Source organism: Rickettsiella endosymbiont of Rhagonycha lignosa, assembly GCF_964031165.1.
GTDB lineage: Bacteria > Pseudomonadota > Gammaproteobacteria > Diplorickettsiales > Diplorickettsiaceae > Aquirickettsiella.
This window is the reverse complement of sequence record NZ_OZ035011.1, coordinates 311,691-328,977: the sequence shown is the minus strand read 5'-3', so window position 1 is coordinate 328,977 and position 17,287 is coordinate 311,691. Positions and strand designations below refer to the sequence as shown.

The 17,287-nt window shown below is 38.7% G+C and carries 14 protein-coding genes; 8 read left to right on the top strand and 6 right to left on the bottom strand.

Translation table 11 applies throughout. The features are described from left to right. Positions 1-61: 61 nt before the first annotated feature. On the bottom strand, positions 62-1,453 hold the full coding sequence (locus AAHI99_RS01495; protein ID WP_342227922.1) for a phosphomannomutase/phosphoglucomutase: 1,392 nt from the start codon (positions 1,451-1,453) through the stop codon (positions 62-64). Between the two features lie 256 nt (positions 1,454-1,709). Between AAHI99_RS01495 and AAHI99_RS01490 the strand changes: the two genes are divergently transcribed. Both AAHI99_RS01490 and AAHI99_RS01485 read left to right on the top strand, forming a co-directional pair. Then, a complete protein-coding gene (locus AAHI99_RS01490; protein WP_342227921.1) occupies positions 1,710-4,559 on the top strand; it encodes a ribonucleoside-diphosphate reductase subunit alpha in 2,850 nt (949 codons plus the stop codon). A gap of 173 nt (positions 4,560-4,732) precedes the next feature. Then, positions 4,733-5,815 carry a ribonucleotide-diphosphate reductase subunit beta gene (locus tag AAHI99_RS01485; RefSeq protein ID WP_342227920.1) on the top strand — a complete coding sequence of 361 codons (1,083 nt, stop codon included), beginning with the start codon at positions 4,733-4,735 and terminating at the stop codon, positions 5,813-5,815. 50 nt (positions 5,816-5,865) lie between these two features. On the opposite strand, the gene AAHI99_RS01480 is transcribed toward AAHI99_RS01485, so the two are convergent. The 4 genes from AAHI99_RS01480 to AAHI99_RS01465 form a co-directional block, all read right to left on the bottom strand. Beyond that, positions 5,866-6,855: a hypothetical protein gene (locus AAHI99_RS01480; RefSeq protein ID WP_342227919.1), complete on the bottom strand. Its 990-nt coding sequence runs from the start codon at positions 6,853-6,855 to the stop codon at positions 5,866-5,868. A gap of 65 nt (positions 6,856-6,920) precedes the next feature. Beyond that, positions 6,921-7,739, bottom strand: coding sequence for a metal ABC transporter permease (locus AAHI99_RS01475; protein WP_342227918.1), 819 nt, complete (start codon positions 7,737-7,739; stop codon positions 6,921-6,923). Beyond that, positions 7,696-8,508, bottom strand: a complete 813-nt coding sequence (locus tag AAHI99_RS01470) for a metal ABC transporter ATP-binding protein (RefSeq protein WP_342227917.1) — start codon at positions 8,506-8,508, stop codon at positions 7,696-7,698. The genes AAHI99_RS01475 and AAHI99_RS01470 overlap by 44 nt, the downstream gene beginning before the upstream one ends. Continuing rightward, entirely contained in the window at positions 8,489-9,361 is an 873-nt protein-coding gene (locus AAHI99_RS01465; RefSeq protein WP_342227916.1) for a metal ABC transporter solute-binding protein, Zn/Mn family, read from the bottom strand. Before AAHI99_RS01465 ends, AAHI99_RS01470 begins: the two co-directional genes overlap by 20 nt. Before the next feature lie 213 nt (positions 9,362-9,574). Here AAHI99_RS01465 and AAHI99_RS01460 point away from each other — a divergent pair, with 213 nt between their 5' ends. From AAHI99_RS01460 to gcvPB, 6 genes are all read left to right on the top strand, one after another. After that, positions 9,575-10,435: a ParA family protein gene (locus tag AAHI99_RS01460; protein ID WP_342227915.1), complete on the top strand. Its 861-nt coding sequence runs from the start codon at positions 9,575-9,577 to the stop codon at positions 10,433-10,435. Next, positions 10,432-11,298, top strand: coding sequence for a ParB/RepB/Spo0J family partition protein (locus tag AAHI99_RS01455; RefSeq protein ID WP_342227914.1), 867 nt, complete (start codon positions 10,432-10,434; stop codon positions 11,296-11,298). The genes AAHI99_RS01460 and AAHI99_RS01455 overlap by 4 nt, the downstream gene beginning before the upstream one ends. Positions 11,299-11,561: 263 nt before the next feature. Then, a complete protein-coding gene (gene gcvT, locus AAHI99_RS01450) occupies positions 11,562-12,650 on the top strand; it encodes a glycine cleavage system aminomethyltransferase GcvT (RefSeq protein WP_342227913.1) in 1,089 nt (362 codons plus the stop codon). Between the two features lie 28 nt (positions 12,651-12,678). After that, entirely contained in the window at positions 12,679-13,071 is a 393-nt protein-coding gene (gcvH, locus tag AAHI99_RS01445) for a glycine cleavage system protein GcvH (protein ID WP_342227912.1), read from the top strand. A 1-nt stretch (position 13,072) separates the two neighbouring features. Next, entirely contained in the window at positions 13,073-14,434 is a 1,362-nt protein-coding gene (gene gcvPA / locus AAHI99_RS01440; RefSeq protein WP_342227911.1) for an aminomethyl-transferring glycine dehydrogenase subunit GcvPA, read from the top strand. A gap of 13 nt (positions 14,435-14,447) precedes the next feature. Continuing rightward, complete coding sequence (gcvPB, locus tag AAHI99_RS01435) at positions 14,448-15,899, top strand: aminomethyl-transferring glycine dehydrogenase subunit GcvPB (protein WP_342227910.1); 1,452 nt, start codon at positions 14,448-14,450, stop codon at positions 15,897-15,899. A gap of 26 nt (positions 15,900-15,925) precedes the next feature. Here the strand turns inward: gcvPB and folP are convergent, their stop codons facing one another. Next, positions 15,926-17,269: a dihydropteroate synthase gene (folP, locus tag AAHI99_RS01430; protein ID WP_342227909.1), complete on the bottom strand. Its 1,344-nt coding sequence runs from the start codon at positions 17,267-17,269 to the stop codon at positions 15,926-15,928. Positions 17,270-17,287: the final 18 nt, after the last annotated feature.

The following is a 17,287-nucleotide window of genomic DNA, read 5'->3' as shown; positions in this document are numbered from 1 at the left end:
CCTATATGAGGATTGCGAGTTAAGGCAACGCAGCTAAAAAATTCAAATGTGAAGCGTATATTTAAAACGGTAATTTCAGATGCGGATCCATCGCTAGTAAAGCATTTCTAAATAGAGTTTGGATACGCTTTAAAGCGGTTGAATTATCTGCTTCAAACCGTAATGTTAAATACGGCCCAGTATTCGATGCACGAACTAAACCCCAACCATCAATAAAATCTGCGCGCACACCATCTATTTTACTCAGTTTTGCACCTGGAAAATCAATATTTTTCTGAAAAGCTTGAATAAAGGCAAATTTTTTATCTTCAACAATAGCCAATTTTAATTCAGGGGTATTAATGCCATTCGGCAATTCTGCAAACAGCTCACTCACATCTTTTTTACTTTTCGCGACAATTTCTAATAACCGAGCAGCGGTATATAAACCATCATCAAAACCATACCAACGTTCTTTAAAAAAGATATGACCGCTCATCTCGCCCGCCAATAATGCCCCTGTTTCTTCTAATTTAGCTTTCATAATCGAATGCCCTGTCTTCCACATCAAAGACTGTCCGCCATTTTCGGCAATCACCTTTGCTAAATGACCGGTCGATTTGATGTCATAAATAATGAGTGCGCCTGGATTACGTGATAATACATCAATTGCATACAACATCATTTGTCGATCAGGCCAAATAATTTCTCCTCGATTCGTGACCACGCCCAACCTATCACCATCGCCATCTAAAGCGAGACCAATATCTGCTTTATGCTGATTCACGCTAGCAATTAAATCATTTAAATTCTCTGGCACGCTGGGATCAGGATGATGATTCGGGAAATGGCCATCCACATCACAAAATAATTCAATCACTTCACAACCCAAACGCCTTAATAATTCGGGAGCAACGACGCCGCTTACACCATTTCCACAATCAAGTACGACCCGTAAAGGACGCGCTAAACAAATATCTTGAGTAATCCGATTGAGATAGGCGTCGATAATAGATATTTGCTGATAATTCCCTTTTCCTAATTTAAAGCCACCTGCTTGGACACGTAAATAAAGTTCATCAATAGCACCTTCTGACAAGCTTTTCCCTGCTATAACTATCTTTAAACCATTATAATTCGAGGGATTATGACTCGCCGTTAACATCACTCCCGAACGATAATTCAAATAACGTGTAGCAAAATAAAGAACTGGACTAGGGACTTCCCCAATATCTATAACATCACAACCGCTTTCACGTAATCCCTGCTGTAAGGCCTCCATCAAAATAGGTCCTGACAAACGTCCATCTCGTGCAGTGATAATGGTTTGTTCGCCTTGTTCTTGGGCTACACTCCCTATCGTCTTTCCCAGTGTATAGATAAGATCAGGCGTTATTGATTCACCCACGATGCCTCGAATATCGTAGGCACGAAAAATACTCTTTGAAACTTCTGCTAAAGAAATGTCTTGCATATCACCTCGAGTTACCTATAAAACGACAAAATACGCCTATCATACAAAAAATTTAACCATCTATGCATAAACCTAGTTCCGGTGGGCTCCCATACGAAAAATAAGTATGCACACTAACATGTTTTACCCAACTTACTCACAGCTTACTAAATATTTACTCACTTCATATAGTGGTTGCATAGTATAGAAACCACATGATATTGTGTTATATCATTTTCATAGACATAATTCCTCACAACTTTTTTAAGGAGCATCCATGAGCGGACTTTCATCCGAACTAATGACTTCTTCTCTTCTGCTTAACAGTGCCGAGATTCTACTACCTGAAGCTGAAGCAGAACAAGATAGTAAATCCATCTGTACACTACAAGTTATAAAACGTAATGGTAAACTTGTTAATTACGATCAAAGTAAAATTAGGATTGCAATTACTAAAGCTTTTCTCGCTGTAGAAGGTGGACAAGCCGCATTGTCAACCCGTATCCATGAGCGGGTATCGCAATTAACGCAACAAGTCACAAACATCATACAACAACGCCACCCCAATGGCGGAACACTGCCTATTGAAGCCATACAAGATCAGGTTGAGTTGGCTTTAATGCGGGTGGAAGCTCACCAAGTCGCACGCGCATACGTGCTTTACCGTGAAGAACGACGAAAAATGCGCGCAGAAACAAAATCAGAATCTGAGATTCAACTACAAATAACCTTAGCGGATGGTAGTCAGCGTCCACTCGATCTCATACAACTAAGCCTGTTGATTACGGAGACCTGTAAAGATTTAAGCGAAGTAAAACATGAACTCATTTTACAAGAAACTTTACGTAATCTATATGATGGGATGCCTATCGCAGAAATTGATAAAGCACTCATTATTAGCGTACGTTCTCTTGTCGAACAAGATCCTAATTATACCTACGCCACTGCACGTTTCTTATTACGCACATTATATACAGAAGCATTAAACTTTCTTGATCTACCTACTACAACCCACATCAGTAATCATGGTGTATATCATCACTATTTCCAGCACTATATCAAGCGCGGAATTGCCTTAGAATTATTGGACCCGCAATTACAAACCTTTGACTTAGAAAAATTAAGTAAGGCTTTATTACCTGAACACGATCAGAAATTTACTTATCTAAGTTTACAAACTTTATACGATCGCTACTTCTTACACGCCGATGATGTCCGTTTTGAATTGCCTCAAGCTTTCTTTATGCGCGTTGCCATGGGACTTGCGCAACAAGAATCTAACAAAGAAGAACGAGCAATTGAATTTTATCATTTACTTTCGTCTTTTGATTATATGGCATCCACACCGACTCTATTCAATGCTGGAACTCTGCGCCCACAACTCTCAAGTTGCTTCTTAACAACTATCCCCGATGATCTCAATCAAATTTATAGTGCCATAAAAGATAATGCCTTACTTTCAAAATTTGCGGGTGGTTTAGGCAATGACTGGACATCAGTTCGAGCGATGGGCGCACGAATTAAAGGCACCAATGGTAAGTCACTCGGGGTCGTACCTTTTTTAAATGTAGCTAATGCTTCTGCAGTGGCCGTTAACCAAGGTGGTAAACGTAAAGGTGCCGTCTGCGCCTATTTAGAAACATGGCATTTAGATATTGAAGAGTTTTTAGAATTACGAAAAAATACCGGTGACGATCGACGTCGTACGCATGATATGAATACCGCGAATTGGGTACCTGATTTGTTTATGAAACGACTCATGCAAGGAGAGAACTGGACTTTATTTTCTCCCGATGAAACTCCTGATTTACATGATGCGTTTGGTCTAGAATTTGAAGAAAAATATCAAACCTATGAAGCCAAAGTCGCGCGCGGTGAAATTAAAAATTTCAAAACGATTCCCGCAGCTAATCTATGGCGAAAAATGTTAAGTTTATTATTTGAAACCGGACATCCTTGGATCACATTTAAAGATCCTTGCAACTTACGTTCACCACAACAGCATGTTGGAACCATTCATAGCTCCAATTTATGTACTGAAATTACGCTGAATACCTCAATTGATGAAATAGCCGTCTGTAATTTAGGAAGTATTAATCTACCTCAACATCTAACCGAATCTGGCGAAATCGATCAAACGAAATTGCGTCGTACCATTCGCACAGCCATTCGCATGTTAGATAATGTCATTGATATCAATTATTACACTGTACCTCAAGCACGTAGTTCTAACTTAAAACACCGTCCTATCGGTCTAGGTCTGATGGGTTTCCAAGACGCTTTATATCAATTACGACTACCCTATGCTTCAGAAGCTGCAATCACTTTTGCCGATCACTCCATGGAATCGATTAGTTATTACGCCATCGAAGCTTCCAGTGATTTAGCCAAAGAGCGTGGTTCGTATGAAAGCTTTAATGGATCTCTGTGGAGTCAAGGGATCCTACCCTTAGATTCTATTGCACGGTTACAAAAAACCCGTGGTAAATTTTTAGATCAAGATCAAACCACTCGTTTAGATTGGGACACATTGCGAACAAAAGTGATGACAGATGGTATGCGCAACTCGAATTGTATGGCCATTGCACCGACAGCCACTATTTCCAATATCTGTGGCGTTTCACAGTCCATTGAGCCGACCTATCAAAATCTTTTTGTAAAATCCAATATGTCCGGCGAGTTTACCGTGATCAATCCCTATTTAGTCAAAGATTTGAAATTATTGGGATTATGGGATGCCGTTATGCTCAATGACCTTAAATACTATGACGGTAGTTTACAAAAAATTGAGCGGGTTCCTGATAGCTTAAAACAACTGTATGCGACTGCTTTTGAAGTCCCTACACATTGGCTAGTTGAAGCCGGATCGCGTCGACAAAAATGGATAGATCAAAGTCAATCGTTAAATCTTTATATGGCGCAAGCTTCTGGTAAAAGATTAGATGAACTTTATAAAAACATTTGGCTGAAAGGATTAAAAACGAGTTACTATTTACGGACCATGGGTGCTACACATACTGAAAAGGCAACCTTAGAGAAAAGTCACTTAAATTCAGTGCAAATGGATAGCGCAGCCGGCGGCCCTGTTTGTTCGATACTCGACCCAGATTGCGAATCATGTCAATAACCAACTGGTTTTTTGTAAATTAAAGTTACTAACTCACAGCAATGGGATTTTTGTCAAGGCGCCGTGAGAATAAGCAACCGCAGTGTATATAACATACATGAGGATTGCGAATTGAGCGGCAACACCGACAAAAATTCAAGTGCGAAGAGTATATTAAAGAGGATCCTAAAGCGATGAGTACTACTGAACAAGCAACCGGTGGTTTTACCGGTCTAGAAACACTAGAAATAGGCGCAGCCCGCGTGCAAGTCGATGATAAGAAAATCATTAACTGTCGCGCTGATCTCAATCAGCTAGTTCCATTTAAATATAAATGGGCCTGGGAAAAATACTTAGCCGCCTGCGCTAATCATTGGATGCCACAAGAAGTTAACATGTCCGCTGATATCGCATTATGGCGTGATGCAAAAGGATTAAGCGAAGATGAACGTTTGATCGTAGAACGCAGCCTAGGTTTTTTTTCAACCGCAGATTCTCTGGTTGCGAATAATCTGGTTTTAGCCGTCTATCGCCATATTACCAATCCAGAATGCCGACAATACTTACTAAGACAAGCTTTTGAAGAAGCTCTGCACACGCATGCCTATCAATATGTCATAGAAAGTTTAGGCATGGATGAAGCGCGCCTGTTTAATATGTATCGCGAATTACCTACCGTAGCCAAAAAAACCGAATGGGCACTCCCTTTTACGCAAAGCTTAGCCGATCCTAATTTTCGTACTGGCACGCCCGAAAATGATCAACGTTTATTGCGCGATTTAATTGCTTTTTATGTGGTGTTTGAAGGCATATTTTTCTATGTCGGTTTTTCACAGATCCTAAGCATGGGGCGACGCAATAAAATGACCGGAACAGCCGAACAATTTCAATATATCTTGCGCGATGAATCGATGCATTTAAATTTTGGTATCGATGTCATCAACCAAATTAAATTGGAAAATCCACATTTATGGACACCAGAATTCAAACGCTATGTCATTGATCTCGTCAAAGAAGGTGTCGATCTAGAATATCAATATGCTTTAGATACCATGCCACGTGGCATTCTTGGATTGAATGCTAACATGATGTGGGATTATCTACGTTTCATCGGGAATCGTCGTCTCGCACAAATTGGTTTGCCTGAACAATATCCTGGTGTTAGCAACCCTTTACCCTGGATGAGTGAAATCATTGATTTGAAAAAGGAAAAGAATTTCTTTGAAACCCGCGTAACGGAATATCAAACCGGTGGAAGTTTAAATTGGGATGACTAAATAAAAAAATTAATTTTTTTATTCAAGAAAGTCAATTATGCATAATTTTTTTAAAAAGCTTGGCTTAAAGGTAATAAGCGAAATTTATTTTTTTCTTGCTGCTTAAAAAATAGCTTAATACCTTTTGGCTCATTACCATTACCATGAACCAGTATGATGCTTCCTGGTTTAGGCGATTGCCCTTTGGCTAACCAAGCATTACTAGCTATAGGAATTAAACCAAACTGTCGCAGCTCCAAAACAAGACATTTACTCGAAACAAGTCCAGGAAAACGAAAAAAAACTGAGGGTGTTTGGCCATAAGTAATTAATAATTTTTCGGTATCAAGAATTTCATGCAAAATATTCGTTGATGGCGTTAACAGAAAATTCTCTCTAAGTGGAGCCTCTACATAATAGGGATGATGGAAAGAGTGATCAATCCAAGTGATATGGAGGGTATTTAACTTCTGTTGTTGGAGTAACCAAGCAAATTCCTTTTGATGATGAATTGCCCATAACCCAGATAGACCAATCCCTAAAGGAACAACCTGTTTAGTTTGCTTAGTTTGTATAACAAGACGTTGAAAAAAAGTTTTCTCAAAAGATTTTTTTGAAGGACACATATCTACTGTAAGAAAAACACCCTCTAGTAGATGATCCGTATGCGTAATTCCATAATTTTGCAATGGATATGGTGGAGAAGTATAACGGATGAGTGCTTTCACATAAGGCGTATTTTTAATCTCTAAGGGTAAATAGTGATTGTAATAATTTAAGCCATTAACTTGAGGAATATTTTTTAAACTAATAGAAGAAAATGGAACAATCTCAGTTGCAAAATTGTAGGGATTGACCAGTAATAAATAAGGTTTTTTTCCTAGATGGTACATACGAATAGCAATTCGCAATGAAGCATGCTTATTGTAACCAAATGCAAAAATAGTATGGTAATTAGTAATCAGGGGATTATTAGCGGCAAATAGTTTACTATAAGAGCTTCCTACCAATAAAATGGCCATCAAAATTAAAGCGAAAAAAAAATTTTTAACCGTTAGCATAATAAAAAAAACTCGCCATTCTATAAAAAAACATTAAAAGTTAATAGTATATTAAATAGGTCTATTTATTCATTTCCTAGATAACTGAGAAAATAATTACCGGCAGCCAATGCACTAATCCAAAACGGAATGGGCCAATCAGTAATAAATGATAAAATAATACCTAACCATACGATTAAGATCCCAAACAGGACAGTTAAAAATAAGCCACTTAAAATACGGTGCGTCCAATTTAAAGCGGCTGCAGCAGGTCCAATCAATAAAGTAAATACTAAAAGGACACCGACTACTTGACTGGCTTCTGTTACAGCAACCGCCACAATGATCATAAACAAAATAGAAATCAATGATAGAGAAACACCTTTTGCTTCGGCTAACTCAGGCTCTAAGCTAGCAAATAATAAGGGTCTTGCAATGATACTTAAGCCTAATAAACTAAGAACAGAATAGATCAACATCATCTTTATTAAATGCGCTGAAACACCCAAGATATTACCAAATAATACCGTCATGGCTTGTGCTGCATAACTGGTATAAAAATGTAAAAATAAAACACCCAATCCTAAAGCCAAAGCCAAAATGATGCCGATAGCTACGTCACTTTTATTAATTCGGTGCCCCAAACTACCTATGCCGATCGCTGCTAATATCGTCAAAATTAACTGCCCACTGACCGGCATTAAACCGATTAAACCTGCACCGGTCGCTCCAGCAAACCCAATATGCCCTAAGGCATGACCAGCAAAAGCCAACCTCCTGATAACCATAAAATAACCGACGAAGCCTGCTAATATCGCTGCAATCGTACCTGCTATCAGTGCGTTACGTAGAAAATGATATTCAAACAGAGAAATGATCAAGGTCGGGTCGACAATGGTTGACATGATGATGGAATCCTAATTCTTTATTTATGACAAAAAGTTGCTGTTCATGCTGAATAACTTGTATATCCAAGCCATAAAGCTCACTTAATTTTTTACTATTGATAATTTCATTGACTAAACCTATCACGGCTTTACCTTTCGCCAAATAGAGTACTCTATCTACGCTGGTTAATAACGGGTTGATATCATGTGAAGTGAACAGTATCGTAATATTATGTTGTAAACGGATATCATCAATTAAACTGACCAACGTGGCTTGATAATAAGGATCTAGATTCATTAGTGGCTCATCCAATAATAAAATCTTTGGTTTATTCAATAAGGCTTGAGCCAATAATAAACGTTGTCTTTCCCCTCCTGATAAAAGGCTGTAGGGTCGATTGACAATCTTTTCAGCTTTTACTAACTGAATAACACGCTGTAATTCTTCGGTTTGTTTTTCATTTAAAACTGGCAACCCCCACTGATACCCATTCAAATTTGCGCCTAACCAAGCATAGGCACTTAAACTATTACTGATATTTTGGCGTATTTGCGGCATATAACCAATAAAAGCAGCGCCCTTATGTACTGCTTGTCCAAATACGGAAATACAGCCATTGGATGGAGTAATTAAACCTAATATCGATCGCAACAAAGTACTTTTTCCGGCGCCGTTAGCGCCTAAAATGGCAACAAATTCACCGGAATTAATGCTTGCAATAAAATCCTGAAAAATACAGCGTTGCCCATAAGCGAGACTAAGTTGTTTAAATTCGATGGCGTTCATCTAAAGCCTGCTCCACTCGTTTTAATTGATTCTGCATCCATTGATAATAAGTCACATGCATAGGTTGAGTTTCCATCACCCCTACGATAGGAATTCCTAACAATTTAGCCTGTTGTAATAAATGCAATACCAAAGGACTACTCACTTGATTATTGTATAATACTAATTTGACACGATGCTGCTGTAATTGACGTTGAAATTCTTGTACTTGTTTAGGACTTGGATCCACTCCATTCATCATACTGAGTTGAAACGGAATTCCTTGCATACGAAATCCTAAAGCCTGTGCCATATATCCAAACACGGGCTCAGTCGCAATAACTGCAACACCCTTATGTTGAACTTTAATTTTTTTTATTAGTAATTTTAAATTTTGGTGTTCTGCAACAAACTGCTGGTAATGTATCTGATACTCTTTTTGATGGTGTGGATCATGTTTGATCAAATAATCGCGCAATACCATCGCATAAACGGGCATCGTATTTGGATCATACCAAATATGCGGGTTGACCCCTTCTTTTCTATGCATTAAATCAGCGACACAAATAAAGGTTCTTGTTGTGGCAGAGCCAATACTCAATAAATTCTGCATCCAAGGATCGTAACCCAAACCATTATAAATAATTAGATCGCCTTGCTCCAAAACCTTAGCAACACTTGGAGTTAAATTAAATAAATGTGGATCTTGATCGGGGTGATTCAGAATGCTTGTGACTTGGACAAAATTCCCACCGATCTGTTTTGCAACAGAACCATAAAAATTCTCAGCAGCGATAATGTGGATGGGTTTTGCTATACTAGATGTTGTAAAACCGATGGCCAATAGCAAAGTTAAGGCTTGTAAAACTTTCATAAAAACCCCTTTTTTATTCAAATGAAAAATTTTCGCTATAGCTAATAGTAATTAGCAAGTTTACATTGAGCCGTTATACTATACTCACAGCAATAGGATTTTTGACAAGTGCCGTGAAGAGGGTTGCGTCGAGCAACAGCAATCCAGTCAAAAATTCAAATGCGACTAGGTATACTATATCAGACTTGTCAAGATAGATATTATGGGGCTTTTATGGGTAAAATTATCGCTATCGTAAATCAAAAAGGGGGGGTGGGGAAAACCACAACCTGTATTAACCTTGCTGCTTCGATGGCTTTGTTAGAACAAAAAACACTGCTAATAGACCTCGACCCTCAAGCCAATGCAACCACGGGTAGTCTTTTACAAAAAGACCTTAGCCCACATATCGCACAAGTACTTTTAGATGAAGTTCCAATAGAACAGAGTCTCATCGTTACTCCAGCAAATTTTACATTAATTCCTGGCTCAGGGGATTTAACACAGACCGAAATTCAATTATTAAAAATAGAACAACGTGAATATATACTCAAAAAAAAGCTAAGTTTACTCATTGATGCTTATGACTACATTTTGCTTGATTGCCCGCCGTCTTTAAATATACTGACCGTTAATGCTTTAGTAGCAGCACAGTTTGTCATTATCCCGGTACAATGTGAATATTTTGCTTTAGAAGGCTTAAGCAATTTGATGAATACCTTGCAGAGTTTACGCGCAACAGTCAATCCACATTTACAAATCCATGGCATACTTCGTACGCTATTCGATGGCCGAAATAGTCTAGCCAAACAGGTTTCCGAAGAATTGGTTATGCATTTTAAAGATAAAATATATACGACACTGATTCCTCGCAATATTCGACTCGCGGAAGCACCTAGTCATGGACAGCCAGCTTTATTGTATGACCCTCAATCAAATGGAAGTCATGCCTATTTAAGTTTAGCCAAGGAAGTATTAACACGAGATGGATGCCCTATTCCACTTGTGGGTTCACCTACAGATATACCCTCGAACGTTTTTTTAAAAAAACGTTCAAATTATGAAAAATCTCCGTCCGTCGAGCAGGTACTATGATGAAAAAATCGCGCTTAGGTCGAAATCTTGATATGTTATTAAGTGGTCAACCTTTTGAAGATTTGGTACAAACAACAAATCCTCGCAAAGAAGAATTACGTTATTTACCCATTGAGTGGTTACAAGCCGGTCGTTATCAACCTAGAAGAGAATTTGCAAAAGAAGCATTAGAAGACTTAGCCAACTCCATTCGTACACAAGGCATAATCAACCCTATCGTGGTACGTCTTATTGGTGAAAATTGTTATGAAATTATTGCCGGGGAACGTCGTTGGCGCGCAGCTCAACTCGCTAATCTCAATGAAGTGCCTGTATTAATCAAAGTAATCTCAGATGAAACGGCGCTGGCTATTTCTTTGATAGAAAATATTCAACGTCAAGATTTGAATCCGTTGGAAGAAGCGGAAGGTATACAACGACTTATTAACGAATTCAAATTGACACATCAAGAAATTGCCAAAACCTTAGGTCGTTCACGTACCGCCATTACGAATTTATTACGTTTATTAAGTTTAACTCCGCAAGTAAAGCTTTTATTGCAACAAGGCCAACTCGAAATGGGTCACGCCAGAGCTTTGTTAAGTCTATCGGGTAATTTACAAATTCAAGCAGCTGAAAAAATTATAAAAAATAAATTGTCTGTTCGTGAAACAGAACGTTTAGTTCAAAATCAGGCTTATATTAACCCGGAAATCACTATCCCATTAAAAATTGATGCTGATGTACAACAACTCGAACGTAAATTATCAGAAACATTAGGTGCCAAAGTTTATTTTAAACAAACAGCTAAAGGAAAGGGTCAACTTATCATCCATTATAATAGTTTAGAAGAATTAGATGGGATTCTGTCTCATCTGAACTAATTTTTTTGTAACAACTAATAAAAAATTACCGCCTTGGCGAACGAATGAACGTGACCGTTCATAGTCTCGTATTTCCTAGATTGTCGCGCGCTTTCCCGCTCACAATGATAGGTAAGTTATTATCTAGCAAAGCTTATTAAACCATTCTTTTGCCCAATTCTAGTCACGAAATCCCTATTTTATACAAGATTATTATCGAACTATAGTAATTTATCGCCCACAAGTTATAATTGGGCATTGAAAAATTATCAAATGGCAAGCCAATGGAAAATAAAACAGTTCTTCATGGACAACATAAAAAAAACGGAGCAATACTCGTCAATTTTGCAGGTTGGCAAATGCCTCTGCATTATGGCTCTCAAATACAAGAGCACCATGTCGTCAGACAAGACAGCGGTTTATTTGATGTTTCGCATATGTTAGCCGTCGATATTGCTGGAGAAAATGCAATTCATTATCTCAGTTTTTTATTGGCAAATAATCCGCAACGTCTTATTCCAGGAAAAGCTCTATATACCTGCATGTTAAATAATGTGGGTGGTATTTTGGATGATTTAATCGTTTATCAACTTTCGAAACAACTTTATCGCGTCGTCATCAATGCTGGAAATCGACTATCCGATCTCGATTGGATGAAAAAGCAAGCCCAACATTTTTCTTGTATTTCTATCCTTGAACGCACCGATCTCGCAATTATTGCCATTCAAGGCCCTCATGCAATATTAAAAGCAAATAATGCTTTTGATTTACATCAACAATCTCTAATAAAAGAATTAAAACCTTTCCATTGTGTTCAGCACGATAATTGGTGCATCGCAAGAACAGGTTACACCGGTGAAGATGGCCTAGAGGTGATCTTACCGATACACGAAGCTGAAGGCTTCTGGCAACGTTTAATTGAGTGTGGTAACAAACCATGTGGATTAGGTGCACGCGATACCTTGCGTCTAGAAGCTGGACTAAATTTGCATGGCGCCGATATGGATGTCACAACAACTCCTTTAGAATCCAACCTCGCTTGGACAATTGCCTGGGATCCTAGCGATCGAGAGTTTATGGGGCGTCAGGCACTAATCAAACAACTAGAAAACCCTTCGCGTAAATTAGTGGGTTTAGTATTAGAAGAAAAAGGTCGCATCTTACGTAACCATCAAAAAATTATTACTTCCGAAGGAGAGGGTGAAATTACTAGTGGAAGTTACTCTCCTACGTTAGGCAGTTCTATTGCTTTTGCTAGAATACCTTACGCGCATAACGAAAATTATTGTGATGTTATCATGGGCACCAAACAATATCAGGCACGCATCATTAAACCTCCCTTTATACGAAAAGGAAAAAAAACTTTTATTTAAGCAATTGATTTTTTAAAGAGTGACTATCATGAAAAAACTACCCGAATTATTAAAATATACAACAACTCATGAGTGGGTTCGTATCGAAGAAAATAATATCGTCTGTATTGGAATTACCGCGCATGCTCAAGAATTGTTAGGTGATATTGTCTATGTTGAATTACCTGTCATTAAAAAGATTTTTAAAAAAAGTGAGGAAGCCTGTGTTTTAGAATCTGTAAAAGCTGCTGCTGATGTGTATGCTCCTCTTTCTGGCGTGGTCACTGAAATCAATACAGCATTGAGTGATAAGCCTCAACTGATCAACTTAGACTCTTACGAACAAGGATGGTTATTTCGACTTCAGTTTTCAGATGCAAGTGAATTAGAAAATTTATTGGACTTTGTCACTTACCAACAACAAATTTTAGTTGAGGCTTAACATGCCATTCATTCCTCACACTGAAGTCGAAGTGCAAGAAATGCTGGCTTTGTTGGGCGTGCATGCCATCGATGATCTCTTTGATGAAATTCCATCTCATTTAAAAATTGCAGAATTAAATCATGTTTCTTCAGGTTTAACTGAAATGGAAATGACGCGTATAACAGAACAACGTAGTCAGGAAAATAGAAAAGGACTTTGTTTTATTGGTGCTGGTGCCTACGAACATCATATCCCAGCCGCAGTTTGGGATATTACTAGTCGTGGTGAATTTATGACGGCTTATACGCCCTATCAAGCGGAAGCTAGTCAAGGGACCTTGCAATTGATCTATGAATATCAAACCATGATGGCAAGTCTAACGGGTATGGATTATTCTAATGCTTCACTTTATGACGGTGCTTCTGCCTTGGCTGAAGCGGTTTTAATGGCGATTAGAGCCAACAAAAAAACTTTATCCGCAAAAATACTAATCCCTCGTAGCTTACATCCTCATTATCGACAAACCTTACAGGCTATTGTTACTCAACAATCCATCGAGCTCATTGATCTTCCTTACTGCCCAGAACAAGGTAAAACTTTATTATCCACACTTGAAAACTGCAAACAACAAGATATTTGTGCTTTAGTGATACCTCAACCTAATTTTTTTGGTTCATTAGAAGAAGTTGATCAATTAACTGAATGGGCACATGCTAAACAGGCTTTTGTCATTGCTGTCACCAATCCCATTAGTTTGGCTTTGCTTAAGGAGCCGGGAAGTTGGGGTAAGCAAGGTGCTGATATTGTATGCGGTGAAGGACAATCACTGGGTGTGCCACTTGCAGGTGGTGGACCTTACTTTGGCTTTATGTGTTGCAAAAAAGAATGGTTGCGACAAATGCCAGGCAGAATTGTCGGTCGCACAATTGATAAAAACGGTAAGCCAGGATTTACATTAACACTACAAGCACGTGAACAACACATACGTCGTGCTAAAGCCACTTCGAATATTTGCACTAATCAAGGTTTATTAGTCACTGCAGCAACTATTTATATGAGTCTGTTAGGCCCCGTGGGCTTACAAAAAGTCGCGTCGACATCTAATTACTATGCTCAGCAACTCGCCGATCTATTAACCCAAATACCCGGTGTAGAATTAATTTTTAATACGCCATTTTTTCATGAGTTTATTATCCGCTTACCTAAACCTGTTCCTGGCTTATTACGTGATTTAGCAAAATCAGGAATACACGGAGGATATGATCTATCAACATTTTATCCTGAATTAGGTCATGCTTTGTTAATTTGTGTCACTGAAACTAAAAACCAAGATGATCTAACCAGATATCAACAAGAATTGTTCACATTACTTACCGTATAACGTAAAAATTTTTATGCTTATTTTTGAATTAAGTCAAACAGGCCGTACTGCAAAAGCGCAAATCCCTTCGAATTTACCGCAGAATAAATTTTCTTGTATACCCGAAAATTTATTGAGGAAAGCAGAAATTTTTCTACCTGAAGTTTCTGAATTACAAGTGGTACGACATTTTACACGTCTGTCACAAAAAAATTTTTCGATTGATACGAATTTCTATCCCTTAGGATCTTGTACAATGAAGTACAATCCACGTGGTGTGCATCGTTTGGTATCATCGCCTGCTTTTCTTAACCAACATCCTTTATTGCCTGTAGAAAGTTGCCAAGGCACCTTACGTTGTTTGTATGAATTTCAAAAGATTTTAGAAGATATAACCGGTATGTGTGGTGTTTCATTAACCCCTATGGCAGGTGCTCAAGGTGAATTTGCCGGTGTTGCCATGATCAAAGCCTATCATATCTCACGTAATGATCACGATAGAACCGAATTTCTTATTCCAGATGCCGCCCATGGTACCAATCCTGCTTCTGCCGTCATGTGTGGCTATAAAGTTCGTGAAATCCCTACTAATCTTGAAGGTGATTTAGATTTGGCTGCATTGCAAGCCGCAGTTGGACCTCACACTGCGGGAATCATGCTAACTAACCCTTCAACCTTAGGAATATTTGAAAGGCAAATTGAACAGATTGCTCACATTATCCATCAAGCAGGTGGGTTACTTTATTATGATGGCGCTAATCTGAATGCGATATTAGGTAAAGTTCGGCCTGGTGATATGGGCTTTGATGTCATGCACCTCAACTTACATAAAACTTTTGCCACACCCCATGGTGGCGGCGGTCCTGGTGCGGGACCCGTTGCTGTTGGAAAACGTCTCCTACCATTTTTACCCATCCCAACCGTTACTTACGAAAATAATCGTTATCGATGGCTCGATCTACCCGATCGACCACAAAGTATTGGTCGCTTATCTACGTTTATGGGAAATACCGGTATTCTTTTACGCGCTTATGTCTATGCTCGATTATTAGGGCGTGAAGGATTAAAGCGCGTATCAGAAATCGCTACGCTGAATGCCAATTATTTACTTAAACGATTACAACAAATTGGATATATTCCTGCTTTTCCACAGCGACGTGCTAGTCATGAATTTATTTTGACGCTAAAAACTTTAGCCAAACAATTTAACATTACAGCGATGGATGTGGGTAAACGTTTGCTTGATTTTGGTTTTCACGCACCCACAACCTATTTTCCTTTACTCGTTCCTGAATGCTTATTGATAGAACCTACGGAAACTGAGTCAAAGCAGGAATTGGATCAATTTATAATGGCGATGAAAAAAATCCTTATCGAAGCAAAAGAAAATCCAACGCATTTAAATAATGCACCGCATCATTTAAGTCTACAACGTTTAGATGATGTGAAAGCAGTGCGAGAATTAGATCTTATCTGGGAAAGTTAATTTTTTTGCATTCATGATTAGTTCTGCTATGCAGTTACTAACTCATCCTTCGAAATAAGTTGCGTTGCCATAGCAATAGCTTCTGAATTTAAACCCACATTGTGAACACGCAAATAATTTACGCCCTGCGCTGCTAATTGATAGGACACCATCGCGGTTTCAAAGTCTCTGTCTGGAAAAGGTTTTTCTGTTATCAAATTTAAAAAAGATTTTCGTGAATGCCCTACCAATATAGGACAATTTAAACGTCGAAATTGCTTAATATTTTTCAACAAAAATATAGATTGTTGAGATGTTTTACCAAAACCGATGCCAATATCAAAAATGAGTTGGTTTGCATCGACACCTGCATCAAGTAATTCATCAAAACGTTGCTCTGTCCAATCTAATATTTGCTCACAAATATTAGGGTGTGAAGCCAATACGACATTTTTCTGCGCCGGAACGCCAAGATTGTGCATGACAACACACTTCACAGAACTGCCTGCGGCCAATGCGCGCATGTTTGGATCAACAAACCCACTCACATCATTTATCCAGTCAATACCCAATTGCATCGCTTTTTCTGCTACGATGGAATGTCGCGTATCGATACTAATCTTTGGTTTAAATGCCCACTGCTTACACTGTTCTTTTAATGCTGTTAAAACGGGCTTTAACAGCCTCCACTCGGTTTCTGGTAAAACCGGCGTAGCACCTGGTCGTGTCGATTCGGCTCCTATATCCAACACTTCAGCCCCCTCGCGCATCAATTTTTCCGCTTGCGCCAGTGCATTAGGTACGCTAATAAATTTACCTCCATCAGAAAAAGAATCAGGCGTTATATTTAATATTCCAACTAAGGCACTCCCTTCTAAACGATGTGGGAGTTGTTTGGTCCCGCAGGGGGCTAACTCTCCGGTATACCGTGAACCCCAACGTTGTAATAGTTCAGTAAGTTCAGCACTGGGATGCTGCCAATCCGGCCACAAATCCAACAATGGCCATAAAGCAAAAGGTCTAGATAATAATTCGGTGTGGGGGATTTTTAGCCCGATTTGATCAATCACACAATTATCCCAAGCTAAAATATCAATATCGATAATTCGTGGTGCCCAACGTTGGTTTTCTTCTCTACCAAGCTGGCGCTCAATTTGCTTAATAAGCTTCAACACCTCTAATGGAGACAAATCTGTTTCGCAAGCAACTGCTAGATTTAAAAAAGGTCTATTCCAAGCCACAGGTGCATAAGCAGGAAGTAGTGCTGATGAACTATAAAGAGGAGAAATTTGTAAAGGTGCAATCTTCCGTGATTTTTGTAATAATTGCAGGCCTAAGCGTAGGTTGTTTAAACTATCGCCCAAGTTTGTACCTAAACTGAGTATTAGCATATTTTTTGCCTTAAAGGG